The organism is Pontibacter sp. LHS2 (genome assembly GCF_058932845.1).
Genome location: NZ_JBZYWG010000001.1, coordinates 1,812,808 through 1,826,578, shown reverse-complemented (window position 1 = coordinate 1,826,578; position 13,771 = coordinate 1,812,808). Strand labels below are relative to the sequence as shown.

Genomic DNA, 13,771 nt, shown 5'->3' with positions numbered 1-13,771 from the left:
TAACACAAAGTGAGGATTTTAAGGCCTACATTATAATAAACCCGTTTATCAACGGTTTTGTTTATAACTATTTTAATACAATGATATGAATATGAGTGATATGGGAGTTGTATATTGGATTTATTCGGCTGAAAAGGTGCCCAATATCAATTTATGCTCTTCGGGGGAGTGGTGCAGGTATAGCTAACAGAGCAGTTATTTGTTTTGAGGCCGCTTGTAGAGCTGGAGAATTCTGCTCAGGATTTCTGTCAGGTATGCTCCGCTTTTCGGACCGTAGAAATTCATGGCGCGTGTTTCGTACTTCTTCAATGAATAGTGTTCGTCAGGTGTGATGTACCCGATGTAGCCACCGTTAAACCCAGTCACAAGTACTGGAAGTCTTTGCTGCTCGAGGCGGGGCAGGAGCTCCCCCGAATAGTCAGCCGGAACACCCAAAAGCACAGCTTCGCCTAACTGCATACTGTTTATATAGGTAGGGTATTTGCCAAACAGCCAGTTAAAAAGAAAAGGGGAGAAACGATAATCCGTGTTGAGGCGCCACTGCGGCTTGGGCAGCAAAAGGGAATGCCTGGAATAGCCAAGTCGGGCCGTAGAACTTAATGCCACTGTCTGCAGCTTCTCCTGTATGGCCGCTGCCAGCTGCTGCCCCACGGCAGCCGTGCTTTCATAGCTATCACCGTGCGGGGGAACTACGCCCTGGCTGCCTACTGCGCCGGCTGCAAAGGCGGCAAAATCCACGTTTTTTTCCAGCTGGTCCACAAACTCCCCCGGGTAGTCACGCGAAAGCGTTGGGTCCATGGACGGCAGGATGGTGGGGTGTGCCGCAAAAGTGGCAAGGACGGCTGTCTTACCGGAAGCCTGCTCTATCTTGAAAAAACGAATGGTGGAATCCCGTCCAGCAACTGAGCCTGTCAGACGATTGTGAACCAACTGGGGTGCGTAGGCGGTACCATAACCGAGCTGTGCGGCCTGCTTATTTTGCCTGGCCAGCTGTATACTCTGTATGATATGGGCAGTGGTCTGCTGTACCAGCTGCTTGCTATACCTGCCGGCCATGAGTTTTCCCACCAACTTCTGCCCCCATCCCCCGAAACTGCTATGGGTATGGGTAGCGCTCAGGTATACCTGCCCGGGACTCAAGCCCAGCCCGGCATATTCTTTCTCCAATGCTGCAGCAACCGTCATGGGAGCAATGAGCATATCCAGCGCGACAAAAATGACTTCAGTTTGCCCATTGTCAAAAGCAAAAGTACGCACCCACACCGAGTCATGCACTGCGGTATACCGGAGCCCTCTGCGTTTGCCGTAGCCAGCCAGCGGACTTCCTACAGGAGGAGTAATGTTCACTTTGGCCCAACCAACCTGCAGCAAATCAGCTTGACTTGTAACAGGGGGCTGCGTTTCGAGCGCCTGCGAGGTATGGCGGTAATAGTCTGTCTGGACATAGGGCGTGTGATCGATGCGCTGCACCACACAGCCCTGCAAAGCGCAAAGTAACAGGCAGAACAGCACCCACAGGCTGATTTTATCGTGTTTTAGGAATCTCAAGTCAACGAAGGTATGAAAATATTAAGCAAACAGTGCGACAGTATGTTAGGGGTTAAGGTCAATTTACACGACTAAGTTGTTTCGCTTTCTGGCAATATCGTTTAAATTTGACGTTCCTTAAGCAAGAAGGTATATCCCGAAACAGGGGAAAATGTGCGGGCGAATCATGCAGGGCTTAGTTTATACCTTTGGCTGTGCTTTTCCCGCCTGACTTTAGATTACTCTTTACCCAAATACATGGAATTAAACCTTGACCACCTAATCAAGATTGCCACCGAGCTGTCCATCACCATCAAGCAGGTGGAAGCCACGGCAAAATTGCTGGATGAAGGCGCCACAGTGCCTTTCATATCCCGTTACCGAAAAGAGGCGACCGGCTCCCTCGACGAAGTACAGGTAGCAGCCGTGCGCGACCGCCTGGAACAACTACGCGAACTTGACAAGCGACGTGAGAGCATCCTCAAGTCCATACGGGACCAGGAGAAGCTGACACCGGAGTTGGAGGCGCAGATCATGGCCGCTGAAACGATGGCCGTGCTCGAAGACATTTACTTGCCTTACAAACCGAAGCGCCGCACCCGCGCTACCATTGCCCGTGAGAAAGGCCTCGAGCCATTGGCACAGCGCCTGTTTGAGCAGGAGAGTTTTGATGTGGCGGCTGAGGCTGCTAACTTCATCTCAGAAGAGAAAGAGGTGAAAGATGCCGAGGAAGCCTTAGCTGGTGCTCGCGATATCATGGCCGAGTGGATGAATGAGAACGCCGAGGCACGTGCTACCATGCGTCAGCTTTTCGAGAAGAAGGGCACGTTCAAAAGCCGTGTGATGATGGGCAAGGAAGAGGAAGGCCAGAAGTTCAAGGATTACTTTGAGTGGGAAGAGCCGATCGAGAAAGCCCCTTCGCACCGCATTCTGGCTATGCGCCGCGGCGAAACAGAGATGGTGTTGCTGCTCAGCGCACAGCCAGACGAAGAAGAAGCGCTTGACAGACTCGAGCGTATGTTCGTGAAAGGCAACAATGCGGCTTCAGAGCAGGTGAAGCTGGCTGCCAAGGATTGTTATAAGCGCATGCTCAAGCTGAGCATGGAAACAGAAGTGCGCCTCAGCTCCAAAAAGCGGGCAGATGAAGAGGCGATTCGCGTATTCGCTGACAACCTGCGCCAGTTGCTACTCTCTTCACCACTCGGCCAGAAAACCGTTCTGGCGCTTGACCCTGGCTTCAGAACAGGTGTAAAGTCAGTGGTACTGGACAAACAGGGCAAACTGCTGCATAACGAGACTATCTATCCGCATACCGGACAACATAAGGAAAGCGAGGCTGCTCAGGCGGTCCGCTATATGGTGACCCGCTTTGAGGTAGAGGCCATTGCGATCGGTAACGGTACGGCCAGCCGCGAGACCGAAGCGTTTGTGAAAAGCCTGAAACTACCTGCTTCGGTTCAAGTGGTGATGGTGAATGAAAGCGGTGCTTCTATCTACTCTGCTTCTGACGTAGCCCGCGAGGAATTCCCGGATCAGGATGTGACCGTTCGCGGCGCCGTGTCCATTGGGCGTCGCCTCATGGATCCGTTGGCTGAATTGGTGAAGATCGATCCAAAATCAATCGGCGTAGGCCAGTACCAGCACGACGTAGACCAGTCGGCATTGAAGCACTCACTTGATGATGTGGTAATGAGCTGTGTGAACGCAGTTGGTGTGGAAGTAAATACCGCAAGCAAGCAACTCCTGACTTATGTATCAGGTCTGGGCCCATCACTTGCGCAGAACATAGTGGACTTCCGCAACCAGAACGGACCGTTCAGCAGCCGTGCTGAGCTGAAAAAAGTACCTCGTCTTGGGGACAAGGCCTTTGAACAGGCGGCAGGCTTCCTGCGCATTCGCAGCGCCAAGAATCCACTTGACGCTTCAGCGGTGCACCCGGAAAGCTACCCGATCGTGGAGCAAATGGCCAAAGACCTGGGCGTAACTGTGCAGGACCTGATCCAGAAAGATGAACTGCGCAAGCAGATCAACCTCAAGAACTACGTAACCGACACAGTGGGTCTGCCTACCTTACAGGATATTGTAAGCGAACTTGCCAAGCCGGGCCGTGACCCGCGTCAGACCTTTGAAGCGTTCAGCTTCACAGAAGGCGTGAATGAGATGAAGGACCTGCGCGAAGGCATGAAGCTACCTGGCCTCGTGACCAATATCACCGCTTTCGGCGCTTTCGTTGACATTGGTGTGCATCAGGACGGACTTGTGCACGTAAGTCACCTGTCAGACCGCTTTGTAAGCAATCCGCATGACGTGGTCAAAGTAGGGCAGAAGGTGGACGTAACGGTACTGGAAGTAGACGTGCCGCGCAAGCGCATCTCTCTCAGCATGAAAGGTGACCCAGCCGCAGCCAGACCAACTGGAGGTGGCAGCAAGAAAGGCAACGCCAAGCGCGAAGAGGAACCAATGAATGACTTTGCAGCAAAACTTGCCATGCTGAAAGGCAAATTTAAATAAGCTAAACCTGATATCAAGTAACGTCAAAGCCCCGGTGATCAACCGGGGCTTTGTTGTTTAGAGCAAGCAAGCTCCTTGAAATCAAATAGTGCTATTAAAATCGACTCACAGTAACTATAATAGACCCAAAGCACGTATCCATAATATCAAAATAGAACAAAACCAATAAGCTATGGATACATATAAACCTGATTATTCTAAAATGCTTCAGACGGAGCATATTTTTCCACCTGCCTCGGGGTCGAGCCACATTAACGTGAGCCGTCCGGAACGCGTGCTCTCGGCAGTAAGTGGCGCCGCCATGGCACTGGTAGGTCTGCGGCAGTCCGGCACGGCGGGTTTGCTAACAACACTGGCTGGTGGCTTGCTGCTATTCAGAGGATTTACCGGTTTCTGCCCTATGAACCAACTGATCGGTCGCGACACAGCCGAGAATGAGGATATTTCTGTAGACATCATCAAGACCATCACGGTGCAGCGTCCGCGCAAGGAGGTATATCAGTTCTGGCGCATGCTCGAAAACCTGCCTAAGTTCATGGAGCACCTCGAAAGTGTGCAGTCTAACGGTCCGCAGCGCTCACACTGGGTTGCCAAGATACCAGGAGGTGTCGGTACGATTGAGTGGGATGCGGATATTATCAGCGAAAAGGAAAACGAACTGATCGCCTGGCGCTCTTTACCCAACGCTGACATAGACAACGCCGGTGAGGTACGCTTCTCTGACTCTCCTGATGGCCACGGTACCATTGTGCAGGCTGTGATTTCCTATAGCCCTCCGGCAGGCTCTGTGGGCGGATTGGCTGCCAAAATGCTGAATCCTATGCTCAAGAGCATGGTTGAGAAGGACCTTCGGTACTTTAAGCGCTTCATGGAGACTGGCGAGGATGTGCATAAGCACCATCAGCCGCTCGGGGCAACCTGATCAGCAAAGCGATAACTATAGGGAGAAGCAGGTATGGCGATGAGCTATACCTGCTTTTTTTGTTGCTATACTTGAAACAGATTATACCTACTGGAGCGTTATTTGCTTATCAAGATGTACAATAATCAGTTAGGGATGAATAAAATACGGAGCTTGGCTGTCGTGCTAGTCATGTTGCTGGTTGGTTTTTCCTGCCAGCAGGCACAGGATATCAAGGCATTTACGGAGGCAAAGTACAGCCTGCAAAGCGTTCGGCATATCAAGCTGAACGGCATCGATGTAGAGCAGCGGATACAGGAGCGTCGCGGTTTTTCGCACGAAGAGCGTGACAGTTTGCTGGCAGCTGTAACAAGCAATTCGCTGCAGGTAAGCTCTACTTTGGCGCTGCATGTAACCCTGCAGGACCAAAGCGAAACAGAACGGAATCTCACCATCACCCGCATGAAATGGCTGTTGGAAGTAGATGGCGAGGAAGCCCTGACTGGCACTATTGAAGAGACCATGGTACTGCAAGAGGGCCTGAATCAACTGCCGATCGCTACGCCTGTCGGGCTGACCTCAAACGGTGACCTGCCAAATTACACTGGTTTGTCAAGGTTGATCACACTACTGGGGCAGCGAACGGATATACGGGAACACGTCACCCTCAAAATTAAGCCAACGATCAAGACGCCGGTCGGCAACATCGAATCACCTGCTTTTATTACGGTTACAAAGCCGTCCAGCGTAGTCGCTTTCTTTCATGAATAGGTGTAAGTGCGCCTTTCAAAGGATAAAACAGCGTAATTCTGGCAAAGTACTTGCATGGAAGGGTATACCAGCTTCCGCCCATTTTTCGTTTTGGATATGCTGTGTACATCCATTTACAGAAAGGGAAATAATATGAATCAATTGAAGAGAATAAGCCTGGCACTGCTGCTGGCCCTTACACCGATTGTTGGCGTAATGGCAGAGACGGTGCCTGCGCCTGCGCTATATGGCGCTACTAAAGCCGCACCCCGCGACGTGATAGGTGAGATCATCGATGTAATAGGTCTGAAACCACGCTTTGAGGTACGTAGTGCAAATATTGAGAATGCCGCCGCTGTGATTTACAATGGCAAGCGTTATATCTTGTACGATGAACGTTTTCTGGCTGCGATCAACAACGCCGTGCATACGGATTGGGCGGGCGTGAGCATCCTGGCGCATGAGATCGGCCACCACCTCAATGGCCATACCTTGTCGCGACAGGGCAGTAACCATGGTGATGAACTGGAAGCTGATGAATTTTCAGGGTTTGTGCTCCGTAAGATGGGGGCTAGCTTGGAAGAGGCGCAGGCCGCCATAAAAGTGCTATCCGAAGAAAGAAGCTCCGCTACGCATCCTGGCCGCGGCTATCGCTTAGCAGCAATCAGCAAAGGCTGGCGAAATGCTGATGCACAACTTATAGCCAGTACCAGCGGGCAACCACGCGATACACATGCCATGGGAAGAGATACACGTGGCAGTCAGGTTTATGAGCCGGAACAGCAACAGAGCGTCAGAACCGCGCCATCGTCACAGGGGCTGGACAGCCGACTCGTGTTGCGCAGAGTAGTGTTCAACAATGCGCCGGATGAGCAATTCTTTCTGACTACGAGGCTGCAACTTGTGCATATGACGGAACGTGGCGCCCGCGTTATCGGTAAACTGGCCCGCACTAATAACCGTGACTACCCTTTTTATTTCGAGAGCGAATACCTGCAGGGCTTGTTTGTGACTGACAGCGGCATGCTCGTAAATCAGCGAGGTCAAAAAGTGGGGCATTTCAGCTAAATTTAGTAATGGCTGTAAAATATTGAGTGGATGGAATAGGTGGTTTGATGTGGCTGTAGCAAGATTAGCTAACTTGCAACGTTAATTAAGCTACCTAAAACTATGAAATCTACTAATTTTACACGCTGGATGGTGCTTCTCATCCTGCCAGTCTTGTTCTTTACTTCCTGTGGCGACGAAGTAGACTGTATTCGGGGTCGGGGCGATGTGGAAAGTCGTGAATTTAACCTGAACGCGGTTAGTGGACTTCGGGTGAACGGCGATACGCGTGTTTTTGTCAGACGGGGAGCTACGCAACGAATCGAGGTAAGAGCTCAGCCTAATGTGCTGGACGCAATCAATACCAATGTTTCAAACGGAGTGTGGGACCTCAGCTTTGATAAGTGCCTGCGCAGCCACAAGACAGTTGAGGTACATATGACTGTGCCGGAAATGAATAGCGCCGAACTGATTGGTTCAGGGCGCATAGAACTACAGGATGAGTTTGAGACAACTGACTTTCGGGCAGTGCTGGATGGCTCCGGCTATCTTCGAATCAATGTGTCAGCATCCAAAGTAAACAGCAGACTGACTGGTTCGGGCTCAATAGAAATGTTGGGAGATACGGATGTAGAAGAACTTAACCTCTCTGGCTCAGGCAATATCAAGTCATTCAGGCTGAGCAGCGAAAGCGCAGGAGTAGCACTAAGTGGCTCAGGCAATGTAGAAGTAAGTGCCGCTACGAATCTGGCAGTCACTATCAGTGGAAGCGGCAACGTGTACTATCAAGGAAACCCAACTGTTAACTCAACTATTTCAGGCTCAGGCAAAGTGATTAAGCGCTGAGCATTATAAAGCAAATGACTAAAAAGACAAATCTCTTAAGTTTCGCCCTGCTGCTAGGTATAGCCTTTTTCGCTTTCTCTTGCGGCACAAAGAGCGATGTAGATGCTTTTAAGGAAGCCAAGTATAGCCTGTCAGGTGTCAATGAAGTAAAACTGAACGGTGTGAACGTGTTGAACAAAAAACGACCGGAAGACTTTTCGCTGGGCGAAGCAGCACTACTCCTTTCTGCTTTTTCTGATAATAACCTGTCAGCATATTCAAGCCTCGGGTTGAACGTTGAGTTGGACGAAGGCAACCAAGACCGTAGCATGACAGTTACCAAGCTGAAGTGGCAATTGCTGCTTGATGGTAAGCAGACGCTAAGCGGGATCGTGGATGAGCCGGTGGAACTTCGCCATGGACTTAATACCATCAATGTGCGCACGCCGATCCGGATAACGGAGGAAAATGGTAAACCGGGGTACAACAACCTGTTGCGCCTGGTTACCATGCTTTCTAAAACTGATGGTACGAGTCGACCAGACGTATTGCTTCAAATTAAGCCGACTATCCAGACATCTGTAGGACCTGTCGAGGTACCTGCTTTTATTAATGTAAAGAATTAGAATACAATTAGTTGTGTTTGCAAAAAGGGCTGGTTTTTTGACCGGCCCTTTTTGCTATTAGAGCGTTTGAAAAGGCTTTTGGGTGCTACTGAGGGCATTTATGTAGTTTGTTTTAAATTTATTGTAACATTTACATTCAATGAACGTAAGTGGCACGCTCCTTGTTTAAATACCATCTGATAACCATTTGTAAGACCATTTAAAACAGGAACGAACATGGAATTCGACGTAATTGAAGCCACTGATTTACAGGCATTAGTAAATAGAGTACAGGACTATGTGAAAACAGGCTGGGTTCTGAAAGGGGAGGTTTTTGAGAAAGATGGGAGCTTTACACAGCAGGTAGAGCGTCGCGTGTCTGAGCAGCAAAAGAAAGCTGTTGTGCGCCAGAAAAGCTGGATCTCCTGGCCTGTTGTGAACGGTTAATATTTAGTGAGGGCGAACTTGCTATTTTATAGTAAATTCGCCCTAAAATAAAACCTATGAAACGCCGTCTCTCTTTTGCCTTCCTCTTTGTATGTGCGCTGCAACTATCGGCAATTGCTCAGAAAGCGGTACTTGATCCCCAACTTTTACTGCGGGACGTGCAGGTCCTGTCAGCGGATTCGATGGCTGGCCGACTAAGCGGAACCGAAGGAAACCGGATGGCCCAGGCTTATATAGAAAAGCGTTTCAGCGAGATAGGACTTCAAGCTTATAACAACAGCTACCGCCATACCTTCCGTTTGGAAAGCAGGGGCGTTGTAGTAGATGAAGCTGTGAACCTGGTAGGTTTTATACCGGGCAAGACTGATAAAGCCATCGTCCTGACAGCGCACTACGATCATGTAGGAGTACGCAAAGGCGAAATTTACAATGGAGCAGACGACAATGCTTCTGGCATAGGGGCACTGCTTGCCGCCGCTGCTTATTTTAAGAAGAACAAGCCTTACTATACCTTAGTATTTGCTGCACTAGATGGTGAAGAATTGGGCTTGCAGGGTGCTAACGCTTTCCTCGAGCATCCGCCGCTTGCGCTGGATCAGATTCAGCTGAATGTGAACATGGATATGCTCAGCCTCAACAACAAAGGGGAACTGTATGCCAGTGGTGCCTACCACTATCCGGCCCTTTTGCCGCTGCTGCAGCAGGTTAAGGCAAGGCCGCAGGCCAAGTTGCTAACAGGCCATGACAGACCGGAACAAGGCCAGAATGACTGGACAAAACAATCCGACCATTTTCAATTCCACAAGCGTCAGATTCCGTTCGTGTACTTTGGCGTTGAAGACCATCCGCACTACCATAAGTCAACGGATATCTACGAAAACATCAATCCTGCCTTTTATCCGGACGCAACTGCCCTTGTGATCGACTTCGTTCAGTTGCTGAACAAAAAGCGTCCGGATTTTCGTGCAACTGCTTCAGGAACTGGTCATTGATGATTAGACAAAGTGTCTTTATAAACTCTGGAATAGTAGTGTAAGGTATGACACTATTTATTTTATCATGGCTATATTATAATGTATCCATTAATTTTGCTGATCCTTTCTTTTGGCCTTGCGTAAATAGGGGAAGCCAGCCTGCTTTTGTTTAAAAGCGAGCCGCATTCCACACAAACTTTAAAGAGAAACCTGTCTAACGCATGAGCAGGAGCAACTACTTCCTTCTATTATTATTCTCGATCATCCTTCTAGTAAGCACTACTGCACAGGCGCAGAATAGTGCCATCCGCCGTATGGGCATGAGCAAGATTCCGGAACGCGGTTTGGTGATCCAGGCCGGCGCTGGTGTGGCTGCCGTGAAAAGCGACATATGCGGCAGCTACGGTTGCAATGACATCGGCCCGGCTTTTAGCATAGGCGCCCTTTTCAAATATAATCCTTTCTGGTCTATTAGCGGTGAAGTAGAGTACATCAAGCTGGGGGCATCCGAGAAAACCCCGCAAGACAATATCACTTTTGAGTCTAGGGTGATCGAAGTGTCAGGTATGCTGGTATACAACCTGATGGACAGCTACGCCGGGTCCAATAACTACCGGTCTTTGCGCAAGCGTTTTGCCGTACCGTTTGTGAAAGGGGGAATAGGCTTTATTTATTATACGCCTAGCTCTTATCCAACCAACAGGCCTGCTAACTCCGATATCACTTATGATCGTCTGAGATCATATCCGGCTATAGCCGGTGTTATTCCTTTTGGGGGAGGCATACGGTTTCGCCTGTCTGACCAGATCAGCATAGCGCCCGAGGCCATGTACCATATCACAACTACCGACTACCTCGATAACGTGGACCGTCACGCCAATACAAAAGATCATTACGGAGTCGTATCGGTGAAACTGCTTTATACCCCAATGCCTAAGAACGAAGTGTTCACCAGCAAGAACCAAGGTATAAATCCATTCAGGAAGAAGAAATAAGCAGTCCTGTACCTGCCTGCTTAAAGCACACAAACCTACATACCCTGCCTTCCCGTAGACAAGAAAGCCAGATCAGCTGTTTGTAGGCTGTGTCAGGCTTTATTTGCTATACCTATCAACTATGAAAACGGAACAAAAAAGAAACCTGTGGTGGCTGGCAGCCGGAGCGGGAGCGTTGCTTGCCGCCCGTGCCATCAACCGAAAGCTGAATGCCTACAGCTTCCGCAACAAAGTAGTATTGATTACCGGTGGTGCCCGTGGGCTCGGTTTTGTCATGGCACGGCAGCTGGCCAAGGAGGGAGCCCGGCTGGTGCTTTGCTCGCGCGATGAAATGCAACTGGAAGATGCCCGCATGGAATTGGCAGGAAACGGAGCCGATGTAATGGTACTGACCTGCGATGTAACACAGCAGAACCAGGTAGAGCAGATGATCGTGCAGGTGCAGCAGCAGTTTGGACAGATCGATGTGCTGATCAACAACGCCGGTATTATCACAGCTGGACCACTGGAGGAAATGACCGTGAAAGACTTTGAGGAAGCCATGCAGACGCATTTCTGGGGTCCTCTTTATACTACTATGGCGGTACTGCCCTCTATGAAGGCACGCGGTAGCGGACGTATTCTCAACATAGCCTCTATCGGTGGAAAGCTGGGTGTACCGCATTTGGTGCCTTACAGCGCCAGCAAGTTTGCATTGGTAGGCTTGTCAGAAGGCTTAAGAGCTGAGTTGAAGCAGTATAACATTACCGTTACATGTGCTTCTCCCGGCCTGATGCAGACAGGCAGTCCGCGACATGCCAATATCAAAGGGCAGCACGAAGAGGAGTATACCCTGTTTAAAATTGTAGACTCAAGTCCGCTTACCTCCATTAGCGCAGAGGAATCAGCCAAGTCGATTCTGGATGCCTGCCGGAACGGTGACGCTGAAGTGGTAACGTCTATACCTGCCAAGGTTGGCGCTTTCATACACGGACTCTCACCAGAGACAACGACCGACATATTTGCTGTGCTCAACCGCATGTTGCCCGGCCCAACAGGGGAGCAGCGAGCCAAGAAAGGCTATGAAAGTGAAACCCCGCTTTCCATGTCAGGGCTCACAGAGCGCACACAAAAGGCTGCTTTCCGGAATAACGAACTCTAACATTATACCTAAACCTAGCGGCAAGCTATACCTTAGCTTTGCCTATATTCGCCCTTATGGAAATCAAAAAAAGAGAAACGGCCTATGACGGCTACTTCAAGATCTATAAACTAACCGTAGCTCAGAACGGCCATACCTTCACCCGTGAGCAATTTGACCGGGGCACTGCTGTGGCTGCGATGGTATACGATACAGAAAAACAGCGCTACATCCTGACCAGGCAGTTCCGGGTAGGTTCTGAATCAGACCTGATAGAAGTGGTGGCAGGCATGGTAGACAAGGGGGAGAGCCCGGAAACCAGCATCGCCCGCGAGATAGAAGAAGAGATTGGCTATGGTGTGGACAACCTGAAGCACCTGCATACCTTTTACTCATCGCCGGGTGGCACAACTGAGAAAGTGCTGCTATACTATGCGGAGGTATCGCACCAGCATGCCGAAGGGGGTGGCAAAGACGATGAGCACGAGCATATTGAACTGGTAAGCTATACCCGTGAAGAGCTTCTGAGAGAGAGTTTTGCCGATGCCAAAACGATCATAGCCCAGCAATGGGTGCAGCTACACGGTTAATAACTACCAGCTTGAGACGAAAAAAGCGTCAGCCATCTTCATTATGGCTGACGCTTTTGTTTTGTTTGACTATTTTCTGGCTTCAGGCTTGAGCTTGTCAGCAAACACGTTTCTGACCTTGTCTACTTTTGGACGGATCACAAAGCTGCAGTAAGGCTCGTGGCCGTGTGTGTTGAAGTAGTTCTGGTGGTAGTCTTCGGCTGGGTAAAATTCCTGCAAAGGCTCAATCGTGGTCACTATCGGGTCATTGAAAGCCCCCGCTGCGTTCAACTCCTGCTTATACCTTTCTGCTTTTTCGCGCTGCTCATCGTTATGGTACAGCACGATAGAGCGGTATTGCGTACCTATGTCGTTACCCTGTCTGTTCAGTGTGGTCGGATCATGGGTTTTCCAAAATACCTCCAGTAGCTCGTCGTAGCTAATAGTATCCGGGTCATAGGTTATTTGCAGCACTTCAGCGTGGCCGGTCATGCCAGAAGTTACCTGCTTGTAGGTAGGGTTCTCCAAATGTCCGCCTGCATAACCTGACTCTACTTTCTGTACGCCTGCCAGATCCTGAAACACTGCCTCGGTGCACCAGAAGCATCCTCCTCCAAATGTCGCTTTTTCCATTGTATTCGTTTAAATTAAGGTATAGGCCAGCATGCCAAAGGCTGGTTGCTATACCTGTGTAAAGGTATAGGGCCTAAACCGGAAATATCTAAAATAGTTTTACCAAGACATTAATTACGCATGTTGCGCATGGTACTTTGGGCATCGGCAGCACCCTCCAAAGTCAGGTACTCTGCCTGCAGCGCTCTGATCTTGAGCTTGTCGCTGTTGGATATCTGGTTCTCTACCTGGCGACGGCGCTGGTTCAGTTGGCCATAAACGTTATCCACGTAGTCCCAGTCGTGCTGGGTCCAGTTACGGCGCTTGGCCCGTATCACACCCATAAAAGTGAGGTATGCTTCGCGCATGTCCTGGGGCGCAATATTCTCGACTTCCTGGAACTCCCGGAGCAGTTGCTCTTCCCACTGATCCAGTTCAGCACGGTCCAGCGGCGTATTCAGTCGTCGTTCCTGCCTGTTCTCCCAGCGTTCGTAGCGCTCCTTCAGCCGGGCGTACTCCGCTTTCGAATCAGCGGACAGGCTGTCCAGGTTCTCCTCGATCTCAGCGGATCGTCTTCTGAAGTCATCTTTGATTTCGGGCATCTCGCGCTGGATGGCAGTATCGCCTCGCTCGACTTTCTCGTTCATCCAACCGCGCAGCGACTCCAGCCGCTCACCTACAGTCCGGCCGGTGCGTTCCACACGGGCAGTGTCAGCGGGTACATCTACGGTTATTTCTTCTGTGTTCTGAGCGGTGCGGTTTCCTTCGCAGCTCCATAGGAGCAGGGTTGCCAGTATGCCTACTAAGTACGTTGTTCTAGTATTAAACATTTATTTTTCAAAGTTTTAGGGTTGGTGTTGTCAGGCGATGCCTTTACTGCCATAATAC

At 50.1% G+C, this 13,771-nt stretch carries 14 protein-coding genes; 11 read left to right on the top strand and 3 right to left on the bottom strand.

Annotated features, from left to right (window positions below; translation table 11 throughout):
* Window positions 1-195: 195 nt before the first annotated feature.
* A complete protein-coding gene (locus AC5FX6_RS07905; protein ID WP_493596488.1) occupies window positions 196-1,548 on the bottom strand; it encodes a neutral/alkaline non-lysosomal ceramidase N-terminal domain-containing protein in 1,353 nt (450 codons plus the stop codon).
* A gap of 237 nt (window positions 1,549-1,785) precedes the next feature.
* Between AC5FX6_RS07905 and AC5FX6_RS07900 the strand changes: the two genes are divergently transcribed.
* The 11 genes from AC5FX6_RS07900 to AC5FX6_RS07850 all read left to right on the top strand — a co-directional run bounded on the left by AC5FX6_RS07900 (window position 1,786) and on the right by AC5FX6_RS07850 (window position 12,292).
* Window positions 1,786-4,038 (top strand): Tex family protein, encoded by a 2,253-nt coding sequence (locus AC5FX6_RS07900; RefSeq protein WP_493596487.1) that lies wholly within the window; start codon window positions 1,786-1,788, stop codon window positions 4,036-4,038.
* A 172-nt stretch (window positions 4,039-4,210) separates the two neighbouring features.
* A complete protein-coding gene (locus AC5FX6_RS07895; RefSeq protein ID WP_493596486.1) occupies window positions 4,211-4,960 on the top strand; it encodes a YgaP-like transmembrane domain in 750 nt (249 codons plus the stop codon).
* Window positions 4,961-5,095: 135 nt separating this feature from the next.
* Window positions 5,096-5,710 carry a hypothetical protein gene (locus tag AC5FX6_RS07890; RefSeq protein ID WP_493596485.1) on the top strand — a complete coding sequence of 205 codons (615 nt, stop codon included), beginning with the start codon at window positions 5,096-5,098 and terminating at the stop codon, window positions 5,708-5,710.
* Between the two features lie 132 nt (window positions 5,711-5,842).
* Entirely contained in the window at window positions 5,843-6,757 is a 915-nt protein-coding gene (locus AC5FX6_RS07885) for a membrane-binding protein (protein ID WP_493596484.1), read from the top strand.
* Between the two features lie 102 nt (window positions 6,758-6,859).
* Window positions 6,860-7,582, top strand: a complete 723-nt coding sequence (locus AC5FX6_RS07880; RefSeq protein WP_493596483.1) for a head GIN domain-containing protein — start codon at window positions 6,860-6,862, stop codon at window positions 7,580-7,582.
* Window positions 7,583-7,596: 14 nt separating this feature from the next.
* Window positions 7,597-8,187, top strand: a complete 591-nt coding sequence (locus AC5FX6_RS07875) for a hypothetical protein (RefSeq protein ID WP_493596482.1) — start codon at window positions 7,597-7,599, stop codon at window positions 8,185-8,187.
* 216 nt (window positions 8,188-8,403) lie between these two features.
* Window positions 8,404-8,613, top strand: a complete 210-nt coding sequence (locus tag AC5FX6_RS07870; RefSeq protein WP_493596481.1) for a hypothetical protein — start codon at window positions 8,404-8,406, stop codon at window positions 8,611-8,613.
* A gap of 56 nt (window positions 8,614-8,669) precedes the next feature.
* Window positions 8,670-9,605, top strand: a complete 936-nt coding sequence (locus AC5FX6_RS07865) for a M28 family peptidase (protein WP_493596480.1) — start codon at window positions 8,670-8,672, stop codon at window positions 9,603-9,605.
* Between the two features lie 203 nt (window positions 9,606-9,808).
* Window positions 9,809-10,582 (top strand): outer membrane beta-barrel protein, encoded by a 774-nt coding sequence (locus tag AC5FX6_RS07860; protein ID WP_493596479.1) that lies wholly within the window; start codon window positions 9,809-9,811, stop codon window positions 10,580-10,582.
* Between the two features lie 121 nt (window positions 10,583-10,703).
* Window positions 10,704-11,723: an SDR family NAD(P)-dependent oxidoreductase gene (locus tag AC5FX6_RS07855; protein WP_493596478.1), complete on the top strand. Its 1,020-nt coding sequence runs from the start codon at window positions 10,704-10,706 to the stop codon at window positions 11,721-11,723.
* Window positions 11,724-11,779: 56 nt separating this feature from the next.
* Window positions 11,780-12,292: an NUDIX domain-containing protein gene (locus AC5FX6_RS07850; RefSeq protein WP_493596477.1), complete on the top strand. Its 513-nt coding sequence runs from the start codon at window positions 11,780-11,782 to the stop codon at window positions 12,290-12,292.
* Between the two features lie 69 nt (window positions 12,293-12,361).
* Here AC5FX6_RS07850 and msrA read toward each other — a convergent pair whose 3' ends face one another.
* Together msrA and AC5FX6_RS07840 are read right to left on the bottom strand one after the other, a co-directional pair.
* Window positions 12,362-12,904 (bottom strand): peptide-methionine (S)-S-oxide reductase MsrA, encoded by a 543-nt coding sequence (gene msrA, locus AC5FX6_RS07845; protein ID WP_493596476.1) that lies wholly within the window; start codon window positions 12,902-12,904, stop codon window positions 12,362-12,364.
* Between the two features lie 110 nt (window positions 12,905-13,014).
* Complete coding sequence (locus AC5FX6_RS07840) at window positions 13,015-13,713, bottom strand: DUF6565 domain-containing protein (protein ID WP_493596475.1); 699 nt, start codon at window positions 13,711-13,713, stop codon at window positions 13,015-13,017.
* Window positions 13,714-13,771 lie beyond the last annotated feature (58 nt).